General features: G+C 51.8%; 15 protein-coding genes. 11 read left to right on the top strand and 4 right to left on the bottom strand.

What is annotated here, in order from left to right:
- Position 1: 1 nt before the first annotated feature.
- The 7 genes from efeB (at position 2) to trhA (ending at position 7,065) form a co-directional block, all read left to right on the top strand.
- Positions 2–1,336 (top strand): iron uptake transporter deferrochelatase/peroxidase subunit, encoded by a 1,335-nt coding sequence (gene efeB / locus IEX98_RS22415; RefSeq protein WP_188891627.1) that lies wholly within the window; start codon positions 2–4, stop codon positions 1,334–1,336.
- 39 nt (positions 1,337–1,375) lie between these two features.
- On the top strand, positions 1,376–3,235 hold the full coding sequence (locus IEX98_RS22410; protein WP_188891625.1) for an FTR1 family iron permease: 1,860 nt from the start codon (positions 1,376–1,378) through the stop codon (positions 3,233–3,235).
- A gap of 104 nt (positions 3,236–3,339) precedes the next feature.
- Positions 3,340–3,696: a LapA family protein gene (locus IEX98_RS22405; protein ID WP_188891622.1), complete on the top strand. Its 357-nt coding sequence runs from the start codon at positions 3,340–3,342 to the stop codon at positions 3,694–3,696.
- Between the two features lie 82 nt (positions 3,697–3,778).
- Positions 3,779–3,988: a hypothetical protein gene (locus IEX98_RS22400; RefSeq protein WP_188891620.1), complete on the top strand. Its 210-nt coding sequence runs from the start codon at positions 3,779–3,781 to the stop codon at positions 3,986–3,988.
- Positions 3,989–4,183: 195 nt separating this feature from the next.
- A complete protein-coding gene (locus IEX98_RS22395; protein WP_229692326.1) occupies positions 4,184–5,587 on the top strand; it encodes a glycosyl hydrolase in 1,404 nt (467 codons plus the stop codon).
- A 70-nt stretch (positions 5,588–5,657) separates the two neighbouring features.
- A complete protein-coding gene (locus IEX98_RS22390; RefSeq protein ID WP_188891616.1) occupies positions 5,658–6,359 on the top strand; it encodes a hypothetical protein in 702 nt (233 codons plus the stop codon).
- 58 nt (positions 6,360–6,417) lie between these two features.
- Positions 6,418–7,065 carry a PAQR family membrane homeostasis protein TrhA gene (gene trhA / locus IEX98_RS22385; protein ID WP_188891614.1) on the top strand — a complete coding sequence of 216 codons (648 nt, stop codon included), beginning with the start codon at positions 6,418–6,420 and terminating at the stop codon, positions 7,063–7,065.
- Positions 7,066–7,114: 49 nt separating this feature from the next.
- Here the strand turns inward: trhA and IEX98_RS22380 are convergent, their stop codons facing one another.
- Positions 7,115–7,948, bottom strand: a complete 834-nt coding sequence (locus IEX98_RS22380; protein WP_229692325.1) for a lipase family protein — start codon at positions 7,946–7,948, stop codon at positions 7,115–7,117.
- 183 nt (positions 7,949–8,131) lie between these two features.
- Between IEX98_RS22380 and IEX98_RS22375 the strand changes: the two genes are divergently transcribed.
- Complete coding sequence (locus IEX98_RS22375) at positions 8,132–9,103, top strand: Gfo/Idh/MocA family protein (RefSeq protein WP_188891612.1); 972 nt, start codon at positions 8,132–8,134, stop codon at positions 9,101–9,103.
- Between the two features lie 125 nt (positions 9,104–9,228).
- Here the strand turns inward: IEX98_RS22375 and IEX98_RS22370 are convergent, their stop codons facing one another.
- Positions 9,229–10,452, bottom strand: coding sequence for a magnesium transporter CorA family protein (locus IEX98_RS22370; RefSeq protein WP_188891610.1), 1,224 nt, complete (start codon positions 10,450–10,452; stop codon positions 9,229–9,231).
- Between the two features lie 133 nt (positions 10,453–10,585).
- Here IEX98_RS22370 and IEX98_RS22365 point away from each other — a divergent pair, with 133 nt between their 5' ends.
- A complete protein-coding gene (locus tag IEX98_RS22365) occupies positions 10,586–11,116 on the top strand; it encodes a general stress protein (protein WP_188891608.1) in 531 nt (176 codons plus the stop codon).
- 59 nt (positions 11,117–11,175) lie between these two features.
- On the opposite strand, the gene IEX98_RS22360 is transcribed toward IEX98_RS22365, so the two are convergent.
- Positions 11,176–12,417: an NAD(P)/FAD-dependent oxidoreductase gene (locus IEX98_RS22360; protein ID WP_188891605.1), complete on the bottom strand. Its 1,242-nt coding sequence runs from the start codon at positions 12,415–12,417 to the stop codon at positions 11,176–11,178.
- 93 nt (positions 12,418–12,510) lie between these two features.
- Positions 12,511–13,383, bottom strand: a complete 873-nt coding sequence (locus IEX98_RS22355) for an AraC family transcriptional regulator (protein WP_188891603.1) — start codon at positions 13,381–13,383, stop codon at positions 12,511–12,513.
- Positions 13,384–13,575: 192 nt separating this feature from the next.
- Here IEX98_RS22355 and IEX98_RS22350 point away from each other — a divergent pair, with 192 nt between their 5' ends.
- Together IEX98_RS22350 and galE are read left to right on the top strand one after the other, a co-directional pair.
- The gene (locus IEX98_RS22350) at positions 13,576–14,748 is read left to right on the top strand and encodes a galactokinase (RefSeq protein WP_188891601.1); all 1,173 of its coding nucleotides are present in this window, start codon (positions 13,576–13,578) and stop codon (positions 14,746–14,748) included.
- Positions 14,749–14,783: 35 nt separating this feature from the next.
- Positions 14,784–15,773 (top strand): UDP-glucose 4-epimerase GalE, encoded by a 990-nt coding sequence (gene galE, locus IEX98_RS22345; RefSeq protein WP_188891598.1) that lies wholly within the window; start codon positions 14,784–14,786, stop codon positions 15,771–15,773.
- The last annotated feature ends 26 nt before the right edge of the window (positions 15,774–15,799 follow it).

Here is a 15,799-nt window from a genome sequence, read left to right as displayed (position 1 = left end):
GATGAGCAGCAACGGCAAAGAGCGGGATAAACAACGAGAACAAAATCAAACCTCTTCGCCGCCTGGAGACAGCGTGCTGGAGAAACCGCTTAGCCGCAGAGATATGCTGCGGCTGGCGGGAACTGGTGGCGCCGGGCTATTGCTTGGCGCCGCTGGCGTTGGCGGTATTATGGGCGCATTTAACCGGGCAGCCACAGCAACAGTTGAAACTGCGACCGCCTCCAAAGCAGCCGATACAATTGAGTTTTATGGTGAGCATCAGGCGGGCATTGTGACGCCTGCTCCTGACTTTCTATTGTTTGCGGCCTTTGATTTGACCGTTTCTAGCAAGGAAGAGGTCCGGAAGCTGTTCCAGGCATGGACGAAAGCTTCAGCAGCTCTGGCTAAAGGGCAACTGCTCGGCGACAGCAATGACCGTCTTAACCTTCCGCCTTCCGATACTGGGGAAGCTGCTGGCTTGTCGCCATCGCGAACGACGATTACGTTTGGCGTGGGTGCTACCTTCTTTGATGCCCGCTTCGGGCTGTCCGCTCAGCGGCCGGCTGCGTTAGTCGACATGCCTGCCTTTGGAGGCGATGAGCTTCAGGAGCAATGGACAGGCGGCGATATCGGCGTTCAAGTGAATGCCGATGATATGCAGGTCGCTTTTCATGCCATCCGCAGCTTGGCAAGAATTGCCCGAGGCAAAGCGGTACTGAGGTGGACGCAGGAGGGCTTTCAAAGAACGGGGAAAGCGGATCCTGCTGGCGCTACCCCGCGTAATTTAATGGGATTCAAGGATGGAACGGGCAACCCGGATGCAAAGAATACGGCGAAAATGAACGATATCGTCTGGGTGCAACAAGGCGACGGCGAACCGTGGATGGCAGGCGGAACCTATATGGTTGCACGGCGCATCCGCATTCGGGTCGAAGTATGGGACCGTTCTACCCTTGGTGATCAGGAAGCGACCTTCGGGCGTCACCGTGATAGCGGCGCACCGCTTGGAGGAAGCAAGGAGTTTGAGGCCGTTGATCTGAAAAAAAACGGCGAAAACGGGAAACCGCTCATCCCGGTCAACTCGCATATGGCGCTTGCGCGAGGGGACGGCTCAATTGAAATATTACGCAGAGGTTATTCGTACTCCAGCGGCATGGATCATCGGACCGGCCAACTGGATGCGGGCTTGATGTTCGTCTGTTTTAATCGCGATCCGCGAAAGCAGTTTATTCCGATGCAGCAAAAGCTTGGCCAAAGCGATCGCTTGAACGAATATATCGTGCATACCGGAAGCGCGATGTTCGCTTGTTTTCCTGGTGTGCAGCCGGGCGGCTACATTGGTGAAACATTATTTTAATCGCTCTATTGTTCACATAAGGAAGGGGCGGCCACATCTATGGTTGCACATGTAAAGAAGCTATTGCCGCGCAAGCTGGCAGCTTCCGTTTTGCTGCTTGTAATAACCGTTAGTTTCATTTCAACAGTTCCATCCGGTTTCACTCATGCGGGAGCTGCTGCCGCCAATGCAGTGGCTAGCGCCGATTTGGCTGCTGGAGAGCTCAACGATCTTCTGCCGCTAGTGGGAGGAGCGTTGGCTTCCGCCGGTCAGGACGATTGGAGCGCCGCTGCCGGACATGTGGCAGACGCGAATAAGCTGTGGAAGCAGCTGGCGGTGAAGTCAACAGGGCTCTCGGCTGACGTAGAGTCTGCGTTTGCTCATGCCGATAAGGCATTGAAGGCAGCGAGTGAGGAGCCTAAGGAAGCGAAGGATGCTTTATCGACGTTGACTAAAGCAATCAATCGCTATGTGAAAAGCACAGCAGCACCCGCTCCCGATACGGCCGCATTGAACGGCAAGGAAGCGGCTGTTGGTCTGCTTCCGACGGCCGAGCAGCTGCTAGCTGATATTCAAGCGGGCGAATGGAGCAAGGCGAATGCCGCCTATAAGGGGATCAATGACAGCTGGCCGCCAATCGAACAAGCGATCCGGACTGACAATACGACGGTGTATGGCAAGCTGGAGACCGCAATGAGCATGATACGGATTGCGCTGCAGGCAGAGCCGCCGCGTGCGGAGCAAGCGGAGAAGGAGACCTTGTCATTCATTGCCGTTATTCAAGATTATAAGGATGGCAAGCTGAATGCACAGAACGATGAATCCGCTACAAGCAAGCTGACGATTGCCGATTTAATTGTGATACTCGATAAAGCATCTAAAGATATTGCATCCTCTCATTTGGAGGAAGCAAACGGCCAGATGAATGCGTTCATCGCTACCTGGCCGGCGGTTGAAGGGCAAGTTCAAATACGGGGAGCCGACATTTACAGCAAGATTGAGATTAAGATGACGGACGTATCGAAGTACTTGCTTGCCAGCCCTCCCGCTCCGGACAAAGCGGAAGCGGTTGTTGCATCAATGCGCGAACTGCTGGCACCGTTAGTTACGGACAAAAAATATACAGCGTGGGATGCCGGTATGATTTTATTCCGTGAAGGGCTGGAGGCCATTCTTGTTCTGGCTGCTTTACTTGCTTATCTGAAGCGTACGGGCAATCAAGCCAAAAGCGTCTGGGTCTGGTCAGGTGTATGGACAGGGCTGGGACTTAGCGTCGTCTTGGCCATTGTGCTTACGACAGTTATCGCACAGGCGTCTGCTGGCAGTGCCAGGGAAGCGATGGAGGGCATTACGGGCCTCGCTTCCGTCCTGCTCATGCTGACAGTGGGCAATTGGCTGCATAACAAGTCGAATATGCGGGCGTGGAACAGTTATATTGACGGGAAAATGGGCAGCGCTATTGCGCGTGGAAGCTTATGGTCGCTGTTTATCGTATCCGGCCTCGCTATTTTGCGGGAAGGGGCGGAGACCACGATCTTCTACGTGGGTATGTCTTCGTCCATCGCGGTGTCCGATATGATCATCGGTATTGCGGTTACCTTTATTGTGCTGCTGGCGCTTGGTTTTGCGATTATCCGCTTTAGCGCGAAGCTACCGATCCGGCCGTTTTTCCTGACGGCTTCGGCGTTAATTTATTATCTGGTCATCCGCTTTCTCGGCGAAAGCATTCACTCGCTGCAGGTTGCGGCTTGGCTACCGGCTCATTCATCGGAGCACTTGCCGAGCATCCGTTTCCTGGGCGCATACCCGACTTGGGAGACGGCATTGCCGCAGCTTCTCTTTATTGTCTTCATCATCGGCCGAGTCCTATGGGTTCAGCTTGGGAAAACGGCGGGCGTACAAAAACCGGCAACGGAATAGCCTCTGTGAAAGGATGTTTGGCAGCGAGCAGCCAAATATCCTTTTTTTCGCCCGAATGTGGTAAAATGAGACATAAAGCATGGCATAGAAAGTAGGGGAATGCGATGAAAGGTCAGAACTTTCTGATTGCCGCCTTGGCGTTTGCTTTTGTTATCGCCTGGTTTGCGGTTATTAACGTTGATTCAGTGCAAGTTAATTTCATGTTTACGAAAACGCAAATTCCGCTTATCCTCGTCATATTGGCTTCTACGCTATTCGGAGGGCTTATCGTCGGTTCATTCGGCATAATCCGCCAATTCCGTCTTCAGCGCACCGTCCGTTCGCTTGAGAAACGGCTTGCTGAGCTGGCTCCGCCGTCGGAGGATGGAATTGCAGGTGCAGCAGCTCATCCCGTATCGGAGAAAGAGACGGAGGCTCCGGCTTCCAAGAGCTCCACGCAGGCGACCGGATCGGCTGAATAAATGCACGATTCGGCCTTGCCGTTTGCGTAAAGGCTTGATATGCTTGGATAGTAAGGCTTGTGAATAAAAGCGAGGTGATCGTATGTCCGCTAATGAACAAAATCAAAATGAAGCCGTTGAGCAGCCGAAAAAGCAGCTCACGCAGGCTGAGAAAGCCAAGCAGCTGCTGGCGCAGAGGAAGAATGGCCAAGGAAATCTGCCAGGCAAGCAGCACCAATCGACTAATATGCAAGAAATGAGAAGTCAAAACACGAAAAAAGTCAACAATCAGCGTAAAAAAATGGGCGTATAGCCCGGTGTCGGCATCGAAATCGAAGACCTTCAAATCCGTTGTATTCGGATTGGAGGTCTTATTTTATTTAGCGTCTGTTCATCGCTTTAAAGGTATATTCCGCCAATAAATGCCTCATGCTGATTACCAGATCATGAATGAGGCGGAAGGATGGCGGTCATTGTGCACTTTTCACCAAGAAAGTGGCAGAGGCTTATGGCTCTCGGGGCAATTTCTGCATTTCTGTTGATCCAACAGGGCGGTGCTCCGATCCCCCATACGGAGTGGGCTTATCCGGTGATGCAGGATATGGGTGATGAAGCAGCAGAGGGGCAGCCATGGACGGTACGTTTTACCTCCAAAGGCTATAATTATACGCTGGCGAAGGCTGAGCCCAAGGAAGGAGCTTACCTGGGGGCTTACGTATTGCAGGATCGCGAGATCGGCTATAGCATGGCTGAGTTTAATCGCAGAACGGATAAGAAGCATGCGAGCTACTTCAAATATGTCGGCTATGGCGAGCCCTTTCCCGCGCAGTGGGTAGAGCAGGTGAAGGAACAGGGTGCGTTTCCTCATATCGCTTGGGAACCGAACAGCGGATTGGATGCTGTCCAAGATGACGAATATTTGCATGCCTTCGCCAAAGCGGCGAATGCGGCAGATGTTGCTATTTTCCTGAGGTTCGCCTCGGAAATGAATGGGACTTGGACAGCATACAGCGGTGATGCGGAACGCTATATTCAAGTATGGCGGATGGTTCATGATGTATTCGAGACAGAAGCGCCCCAAGTGGCGATGGTATGGACGGTATTAAATGTGCCCGAGCTGCCGATAGAAAGCTTTTATCCCGGTGATGCCTATGTCGATTGGGTCGGTTTGAACGTGTATAATGTAAAGTATCATAACGGAAATGTCAGGCAGCCAGCACAGTTTGAGGACCCGCTCATGCTTCTTGATTATGTATACAACCGGTTCAGCCGGCGAAAACCGATACAGCTGTCGGAGTATGGGGCGACCCATTTCACGGCCGTTGACGGCGTGCCTGATCTGGACTTTGCGGCGGACAAAATAAAACGGCTGTACAGGTCGCTGCCCGAGCTGTATCCGCGGGTAAAGGCAGTTTATTATTTCGACGTGAACAATTTGACGGAATACAACGAATCCCGCCGCGTCAATAATTACGCGATAACGGCGGACGATGATCTGCTGGAGGCCTATAAAAGCGTAATCGCGAACGTTCATTATTTGAGCAGCGCTGCACCAAGCCCAAAGGATAACGACAGAACCATTAGCGAAACCTTTACGTATCGCGGATTCCTTTTTTACAAGGATGGCGTGCTGTATGCGGATCAGACCTTGTTTACGACGCTGCTCAACGTTCAGCTTTATTCGGTGGGAGCAAACGGGGAGCAGGCAGTATTGACTCGCTGGTTGTCCATTTCCGATACGTTAAAGACGGCACAGGTTGATGTCATACGCCATAAAATATGGAGCGGCTATAAAATGGACGGCAACGTTCCAATTAACAGGGAATTGATCGCGCTTCCCCTGCTCTCAACTGCCAAATCACTGGGCTATAAGGTGAAAGTGAACGGAACTGCCATCAACATACGGGAATGAATACGCTCTTACCCTCGCATAATGTACATACATCAACTTTCACATAATGATACATGACGGAGGGATTACGATGACGGCGACCAAATCTTCCATCAGCATTTATTTGCTTGCCGGAGTTGCCACGACTCAGACGGCATTCAATGAATGCAGAGATAAGCTGGACCGGCTGTTCCGTTCTGACGGATTGGAGCCGTTTATTCATATTTTGCATCCGTACGGAGACGCAAGCCGCAATTTATACAGGCAAATCGTTGAAGTAGGGAGCGATCTCAGCAACCGGATCGGAATCGGACGGGTTGGGGCAAAAGCTGCTTTTCGCAAAATTATGGAAACGCTGCGGGACGAGGATGAGCCAACGCTCCTTATCGGACATAGCGGAGGGGGCATTGCTGCTTATCAAGCTGGCAGAATGCTGCATAACCAGCGTTTGGCACGCAATGTCCGAATCGTGCAAGTCGGTTCGCCACGCATCCCGATACAGCCTGATTTGAGGGATCGCGTCAGTTATTTTCATTCGGTTGACGCAGATGGCAAATTGAATGACCCGATAAGCCGGATCGGCAGCTGGGGAGGCTGGCAGGCTGAACGGGGTAGGACAGTTCCCCAATGGAACCGGATGAAGCATGCGCCCGTTAAGGTGGAAGGCATTCCGCTAATCGGCGGGCATGCCCATTATTTCCGCCATCAGCAACCCTTTATTGATCAGGATGCGGTATGCAACCTCGATAAAACGATCGATCGGGTGCGCGTCTGGTTGAAAGGCTGGGGCTGATTCGTTACACTGAAGACAGCAGCTTTGCTGGATTCGGGAACGAAGGGGTTGTTAATGGATGGCGAATACTCATACCTATACGAAGCGGGAAGAAATCGCAAATGCTATTACACATGGCATTGGTGCCGCATTAAGCGTAGCCGCATTGGTGCTGCTCATCGTCTTTGCCGCATGGAAAGGCACGGCTTTCCATGTTGTCAGCTTTACAATTTACGGAAGCGCAATGTTTCTGCTCTATGCGGCATCGACGCTGGTTCACAGCTTTCCGGAAGGGAAAGCGAAGCGTGTCTTTGAATCGCTTGATCACTCTTGTATTTACGTGTTTATAGCCGGCACCTATACGCCGATTCTATTGCATATCGTTCAGGGTACTTTAGGCTGGGTGCTGTTCGGAATCGTGTGGGGCTGCGCATTGGTCGGAGTTGTGTTTAAATCATTTTTCGCTTCCAAATTTCTATTTACTTCTACAATCGTATACATTGCGATGGGCTGGATGATCGTGTTTGCATGGAAACCGTTAACAGATCATTTGGCGCCAGGAGGACTGCAGCTCCTTATTACCGGAGGGTTGCTGTATACGTTTGGAACGATTTTTTATATGTGGCGCGGTTTTCCTTATCATCATGCAGTATGGCACTTATTCGTGCTTGGGGGCTCGATCGTTCATTTCTTCGCGATTCTGCTCTATATATTGCCGAACGGATAAGCCGTCTTATCATCCTCGCTTCGGAGCGGGGATTTTTTTATGCGTTTCATTAATCGTCAATGGGGCACCAGCCTGGATTTTCTGCACATAAAGAAGCGGCGAAAACGGGATCTTCTTGAACCAGATCGGCGAAGTAGCTGCTTAGGACATGATTGCCGGAAACGGAGCCCATGCGAAAAGAACGCTTAACCTCACCTTTTACATGCATGTAGTAATACGTTTTTTTTGTATCAGGCGACTGATAGACGAGCGGCGGCAGATGAGGCACGATGTCATATTCATTCTGGAAACGCCAGTGGGTCGCCATCTTCGCATTGTAGGCGCGCACAAACTTTACGTCACCGACGCGGGGCGCTCCAAAGGTATAGACAATTGGAGTTCTGATTGCCGTATTGTTCGCAATATCAAGTGCCGCCAGCGTCGAAAGCGAGCCTCCCAGGCTATGGCCCGTAATGAATAAGGGCTTGTCAGGAGGCAACTGCTGAATTAATGCGAGCACTTGCGGACGGATGGCCGTATAAATATCGGTGAAGCCTTTATGCACCTGACCGCAATTTTTAACGGGCGTATAGGGCGTTTGCTGGGCAATAAAGTCGGCTACCCAATCGACGGCGGAGCCGGAACCCCGGAAGGCGAGCACCGAGGATCTTTCGGATTGAAGCACATAGCCGAACTTTTCCTCGGCATAATCATAAACCTCTCCAGTGAAGGAACCTTCCAGGCTGTAATTTCGAGGAACGATAAACAGGCCGTCACTGTTATCGAATTGTACGTATGTTTGTCCGCATACGGCGGCTAGAAACAAAGCGGTCCGCATATCCAATTCCTGCGGTTGCTGCCGCTGCCGGGTGGGCTGCTGGGTTTTCGTTCGAGTAGCCATCATGAACCCTCCGCTCTCATGCGCAAGCTGATCTTGTATTGTATGAAAGGGTGGGCAACTTGGTACCTATTCCTCTCTTAGATTGGTTGCCGCTTCAATTAAATTGATGCGCAGCCGGAGGGTTGCGGTTATAATGACGTTGAACCGCGATTGTCATTTTTTATAAATTGGAAGGAGATCGAACAAATGACTCTTCGAGTTGGGATGGTTGGGACAGGCTGGTTTGGCCGTATGCATGCAGAGAAGTTGTCAAAAATGGACGATATTCATGTATCCGCTTTCTGCGGGACGAGCAAGGAGAAAGCAGAAGCGGCAGCACTGCCTTTTAACGATGCCAAAGGGTATGATTCTATAACGGAAATGCTCGATGACCGCAAGCTGGATGCGGTATATATTTGCGTACCTCCTTTTGCCCATGGCGAGACGGAGCTAGCGCTGGTGGAGAGAGGCATTCCGTTCTTGGTGGAAAAGCCGATCGGATTGGATGTGGAAACTCCGGCAGCGATAGCGGAGGCCGTTGAGCGCAGCGGTCTCATCACGTCGGCAGGTTATCATTTCCGCTATATGGAAGGAACGGAGCGGGCGAGAGAGCTGCTGAAGGAAAGAACAGCCTTAATGGCGCTTGGTTATTGGATGGGCTCGATGCCGGGCGTATACTGGTGGCGGAAAATTGATGGCTCAGGCGGGCAATTCGTTGAGCAAACGACCCACATCGTTGATCTGCTGCGCTATTTGATGGGTGAAGTAACGGAAGTATATGCTGCTTACGGAAATCGGATCATGGCGAGCAAAGAGGAAGGGGTTACTGTTCCAGATGTGGGAACCGTTACGCTGAAGCTGGCTAGCGGAGCGGTAGCGACGATCAGCAATACTTGCGGCATTCAAGGCGGAGACCGTGCCGGACTGCATATTTATACAGATCAAGGCGTGCTTGAGCTGGGGAGCGACGGCGGTCTGAAGGATTTGCGTTCGAATACGAAGACGGAATATTTAAGCGGTAACGATCCTTATCAGGCGGAAAATGAAGCATTCCTTCATGCGATTCGAACCGGCGATACGAGCCGTATTCGCTCTTCATATGCGGATGCATGGCTTACGCATAAAGTGACGATAGCCGCTAATCAATCTGCAGAGACAGGCTTGCCTGTAAAATTATAATTATAAAAAAAGAGCTGTACCTTAACGGGTCAATGTCATCAGGGTAACTTAATGACATTGACCCAGGATTCAATGACATTAGGAGAGCTTACTTAATGACATTGAATCAAGGGTACAGCTCTTTTTTATTTCGAGGAGCGGCTGCGGCGTTTCGGCAGCGGTGGAGGTGAAGCGTGATCCCCGCCGCTTGCTTGCGATTGCTTGATGCCGAAGATTTCGCTTATCTTCAAACTTTCACCTTGTCCCATAATATGCTTGTCCGTCGGTTTCCGGCCGGTCAATAGATCACCCGTCCAGCCTTTGCGCCAGAGCCAGATGTAGATCAGCACGGTGACGGCAAATACGATGCCGCAGAGCAGTGCAAAGCCCCATTTATGCTCATCAAATGGCAGCCTATTGAAATTCGTCCCCCAAATCGCGGCCAGAACGGAAGCGGGCGTGAACAATACGGTGAAGATGGTCAGCGTCTTCATGATGTCATTGCCGCGGAAGCTGGAGATCGATCCGTCCATTGAGATAAGCGTATCGATCTCAAACGCATAATGCTTCAGCAAATTTTCAATCCGATCCAGCCGATGCGTCATTCGTTTGAAGTTGTCGCTTTCGATCAATAGATCCATGAAAGCCTCTTTGGCAGCGCCGTGAAGCTCTCGTATAGGCAGAAACAAATGGCTCCAATGGAGCAAATCATAACGGCGCTCGAAAATAACATCCATTAAGCCCGTACGGTTGGAGCTGCGCATTGTGCCTTCCAGCTGGCCAAGCCGATATTCAAACTCATCCAGACCTCCATGAAAAGGAGCCAGCACGACGCTTACCATGACGAACAGAGCCTCAGGTGCAGAGGAGCAGCTCTCCAGACGCGCAACGACCGTATCGGCCTGCAGCCGGATCATCAGACGCAAATCATCATGAAGCGTTACCAGCCTATTCTGAGACAGCCAGAAATGAAACGGAATCGTATCGCTATGCTGCTCTGAGGCTTGGAACATGACGGTGCCATAAACATAAGGGCCGGATTCAAGCGATTCGGAGACGATGACCTGATTGGTCGTTCTCTCCATACATTCATCCAGCCAGGCAGCGCATTCCGGGAGGGCTGCTTTAATTCGCGCCAGCTTGGACTCCTGATCTTCCGTCTCTTGGGATAACTTTATATCGGATTCGCTGCCGGCTGGCGGCGAATTGTTTTTCTTGAATTTACGGCTGGGCAGTCCGTCTGCCGATACCGCTTGCTGCCGTTCCTGCTGCAGCACATGCCACTCCCACTCTGCGGGATATTGAAGCACCCGATGAATCATCGATTTGCCCCCTGCTTGTCCGATTTCCAATACACTTCCTTCCATCATAACTCGAACCGCTATGATGCACAACCTGCATGAATGCCTATCTTGAATTGCATATGATTTGAGTGATCCAACTAGAGATTGGGAATAGCTAATTGGGAATAAGCGAAGTTGGACTCAGTCAGGAGGAATTAGAATGGCTAAAAAGATTGCCGCATTCGAAACACAGCGGCAGGTTATTGATACGATTGCCGCTATGCAGCAGGCCGGTTTTGAGACAGGCGAGCTGAAAATCTACGCTAAAGATGCTACGCACTCCCGCAGAATTGAAGCGGAGAGCGATATGCATGTGGACGAGATCAGAGAGCTCGCAGAGACGAGAGAGAACACGTCCCCTTATGATCGCGCAGGCATGACCTTTGCGGCTCCCGGCATACTGGCGGGCAGCGGTGTTAGCGGCACGGCAGGCTGGAACGGTATATTTGGCGCTGCTTTTATAGGAGACGACGCTGGTGTGACGCAGGCCTTGATGGCAAGCGGCTTAGATACGAAGGAATCTGATTTTTGCCGCAACGCTTTGGAAAATGGGCAGATCATCGTTGTCGTCGAGACCGACGAAAGCAAGTCGCTGCTCGATAAGGATGGCGGCCCGGATTTGTCTAAGCTGGGGATAGCGGAGTCAGTGTTCCGCCAATATGAAGCCTACCGGATCATAGACGGCTCCTAGCGGAGCGATGGTTTACATAGAAGCCATTGCGGGTGCAATGGCTTTTTATGCGACTAACGTTAAATTTTCAAGAGAGACGGCCTATCCAGTCCTACAATCGGGGCTATGGGATGGTCCTTGCCTTGAATACTGTCCCGAATGATTTGTGCCGCTATAATGCTGTATACCGAACCGTTGCCGCCATAGCCAAGACCATAATACAAGCCTGGTATATTGGGGTCCTCGCCTATAAAGGGCAGATTATCGCGAGACTCCCCAAAGGTGGCACTCCACTCATAATCGAATTCGGAGTCCAGCCCCGGAAACAGTGCATGAAGCTTCTCTTGGAGCTGACGAATGCGCTTGTGCCGCGCCTTCTCGCCTTCAATCGGATGCTCCGTATGCTCGTCCAGTCCGCCGATGACAATCCGGTCGTCGACGGTTGTGCGCAAGTAAAGGTAAGGTCTGGCCGTCTCCCAGATCATGAGCCGTTCCGGCCATAAGCGGTCGAGCAATGAACTGGGCTGTACACGGGTTACTGCAGCAAATGACCGGTTAAGCTCTGCTTTCACTAAACGGCCTCGCAATTCTTCCGGCTCGTAGCCAATAGCGAATATGACATGTTTCGCGGTTACTTCATGACCGTCCGCAGTCGTTAGAATATGCCTGTCGGCGTTTGTCGAGCGGCGTTGTCCGGTAATGTCGGTGTGTTCATAAATACGGAGGCCGGCTCTAGCCGCATGATCAGCTGCTGTTTGAATGAAGCGGAACGGATTGATCTCGGCGTCCCCTCGGGTAATGATTGCGCCGGGACGACGGAATGGAAAGCGTGAAGAAATATCGTCCGGGCTCCAGAACTCGACATCGAAGCCATGCTTCTTCAAAGTCTCGAATTCCCGCTTCAGCTTGGGGAGGTCCTGTTCAGAGCTGGCGTAATAAAGACTGCTGCGATTGCGGAACCCCACATCTCGGGGCAACTGCTCGCAAATCTGTCCAAACCGCTTAACCGCTTCCTCGCATGCTTTATAAAACTGCACGGCTGGCCCTTCGCCGATTTGATCGATCAGATCGCAAAGCATGATGTCATTGGAAAATTGGAGCAGGCCTGTATTGGCGGAACTGCTTCCTCCGGCGATCGTCCCGCGCTCCAGCACGGCTGCGGATATACCTGCTTCTGCCAGGGAGAGACCGCACACAATGCCGGACATCCCGCCGCCGACGATGGCGACATCAACTTGCAAGGGAGCACCTAGCGGCTCATACGTTTGAACAGATTGTAAAGTCGTTGGCCAAAATAACTCTCCGGTATGCAACTCTTTCATGAAAGAACGCTCCTTCTTGAACGAATAGGGGACAAACAATAAATTTACTATGTCCAGTCGCATCAGCGCGGATACGGCATTGCGCAAGGCAACCTATTGCGGTTTGTTCAAGCTTCGCATGGCCTCTCGGTAAGAGGTGGGGGATTGGCCGTAAAAACGGCGGAACTGCTTGGAGAAGTAAAGTGAATCCTGCAATCCGACCGAGGCAGCGATTTGTTCAATTGTCAGCTCGTCGCGTTCCCGCAACATTTGCCGCGCTTTATCGATGCGAAGCTTCAATAGAAATGTAACGGGGGATACGCCGGTATGACGTTTGAACAAGCGGGACAGATACGCCCGGTTATAGCCAAGGGATTCAGACATCTGTTCGATGGATACCGGATGGGCATATTGGGTCGACAAGTAATGAATAACCTGCTGCAGCAGCCGCTCGCTGCCATCGGCAGCTTCCAGTCCGGAATTTCCCGCAGCCTGTTGTGCCGCTTCCCGGTACTCCGCTGCGAGCAAATGTAGATAGCCAGCCGCCTTCAAGGGTGCCGAAGAGCCGCCTAGCCGAAAGCTGTTGAAGATAAGGTTATAGAGGACGGGAATACGGCGGTTAGCTGCATTGTCTGCAACGGGCTGTGCGGTAGACAAACCTGCGGCGGCGACAAGTCCGGGAGCTTCAGGTCCGGTAAAAGCGACCCAGCGATACCGCCAAGGGTCGGCTTGATCGGATTCGTAGCTGACTAATTGCTCGGGCTCGATTAGAAACGTATCGCCGGTTTGCAACTCATGCCGTTTGCCCCCGCATTCGAATACGCCCTTCCCGCTGAGCACAACATGCATTAAGTAAAAGTCATACACCTTAGGGCCTAGCCGATGAGCAGGCTTCGTCTGGCTTTCTCCGCCAAACAGCACATTCGTCCCAGCCTCGGGAACCATGACGGGATTGGAAGCAACCGTGTAGAAATCTTGTCGCCGCATACGATAATCAGCCCTTCTGTTCATGGAATGGATGAAAACGAGTCTTGTCTTTTTATGATACCATGCAACAGGCTTAACATAAAAGTCACATAAATCCATATGAAACTCATTTTCCGCCATTTGTTTACGCACGACGTTGCGCTATACTGTAGTGGAATCTACTACCTCATAACAAAGGAATGTGATCGCATAATGGCAAACATCCAAGCGCTGACACAGCAATTTATACAGCAATATGGTGAGAATGAAACATCGATTAGCGTATTTCACGCGCCAGGCCGCGTCAATCTGATCGGCGAGCATACAGACTACAATGGAGGCTACGTATTTCCAGCGGCATTGACGTTCGGAACGACGCTCCTTATCCGCAAACGCGCGGACAATCAATTGGGCCTTGCAACGACAAACTTCCCTTCCTCCAAGCAATTTTCGCTGGATTCGATCGTATTCGACGAAGCTGACGACTGGATGAACTATCCGAAGGGGATTGTACATGAGCTTCAACAAACCGGAGTGAGCTTCAAAAACGGCTATGACCTGCTCTATCACGGCGAAATTCCGAATGGCGCCGGATTGTCCTCTTCCGCTTCGATCGAAGTCGTAACGGCATACGCGCTGCTTACGCTGGAAGGTCTGCCGACAGATACGGTGAAGATCGCTCTGCTCTCGCAAAAATCGGAAAATGAATTCAACGGCGTTAAATGCGGCATCATGGACCAATTCGCAGTTGCCAACGGCAAGAAGGATCATGCCATTCTGCTGATGTGCGACACGCTGGAATACGATCTGATTCCGTTCCAATCGGGCAGCTACAAGCTGGTGATCGGCAATACGAACAAACGCCGCGGCTTGGTGGACTCCGCTTACAACGAGCGCCGCAGCCAATGTGACCAGGCGGTAGAAGAGCTGAAAGCAGCATTCCCAGATTTGACGCTGCTCGGTCAGCTTACGCTGGAGCAATTCAACGCTAACAAGCACTTGATCAAAGAAGACGTCGTTCGCAACCGCGCACAACATGTCGTGGAAGAAATTGACCGCGTTCTGCAATCGATCAAAGCGCTGAAAGCCGATGATTTGGCTCAGTTCGGCCAACTGATGAACGGCTCCCATGATTCGCTCCGCGATCTGTATGAAGTAACAGGCGCAGAGCTGGATGCGATGGTAGACGCTGCACGCGGCGTAGAGGGCGTGCTTGGCTCCCGGATGACCGGAGCTGGCTTCGGCGGCTGTACGGTATCGCTTGTACATGAAGACAGCATCGAGCTGTTCAAAGAAGAAGTAGGGCGCAAATATACAGAAGCAACCGGCTTGACGGCTGACTTCTATGTCTGCACCATCGGCAACGGCGTCGAACAGCTGGTTTAATACCGACTCATCATAACAAAGGGAGAGTGACGGATATGGCAGTATTGGTTACGGGCGGAGCCGGTTATATCGGTTCCCACGCTGTTGCCGCATTAGCGGAGCGCGGAGAGGAAATCGTAGTTGTCGACAATTTGCAGCAAGGTCATCGCGATGCGGTTACCGGCGGCAAGCTGTATGTTGGGGATTTGAGAGACGCTGATTTTTTGGAGACGGTATTTAAAGAGAACAAGATTGATTCCGTTATTCACTTTGCGGCGAACTCGCTGGTAGGCGAGAGCATGACGCTGCCAGGCAAATACTATCATAACAATGTGTACGGAACGCTTTGCCTGCTGGAAAAAATGATCGAGCACAATGTGCTTCGCATCGTGTTCTCTTCTACGGCTGCAACTTATGGCGAGCCGGAGAACGTGCCGATCGACGAATTTGACCGCACGCTGCCAACGAACGCTTACGGCGAAACGAAGCTGGCTATGGAAAAAATGATGAAATGGTTCGATGTCGCACATGGCTTGAAATATGTGTCGCTGCGTTATTTCAATGCAGCAGGCGCACATCCGGACGGCAAAATCGGCGAAGACCATAGCCCTGAGACGCATCTGGTACCAATCGTACTGCAGGCTGCGCTGGGCAAGCGTCCGCATATTTCTGTGTTTGGCGAAGACTATGAGACGCCAGACGGCTCTTGTATTCGCGACTATATTCACGTCAGCGATTTGGCTGAAGCCCATGTACTGGCTGTACACCGCTTGAGAAGCGGGGCTGACAGCGCAATTTATAATCTGGGCAACGGGCAAGGCTTCTCGGTGAAGGAAGTCATCGACATCGCCCGCAACGTTACAGGCCGCGAAATCAAGGCGGTAATTGAGCCGCGCCGCGCTGGCGATCCAGCCGTACTGGTTGCTTCCTCGGACCGTGCCCGCAAGGAGCTGGGCTGGGAGCCGAAGTTCGCAAGCCTGGAGGACATTATCCGCAGTGCATGGGGTTGGCATCTGGCTAATCCGGAAGGCTACGCAAAAGGCTAAAGATCAAAGGTCGATAGCTGCGTACA

This window comes from Paenibacillus radicis (ex Gao et al. 2016) (genome assembly GCF_014641555.1).
GTDB lineage: Bacteria > Bacillota > Bacilli > Paenibacillales > Paenibacillaceae > Pristimantibacillus > Pristimantibacillus radicis.
Note: the sequence above shows the minus strand (reverse complement) of the source record. Positions and strands in the feature narration are given on the sequence as shown.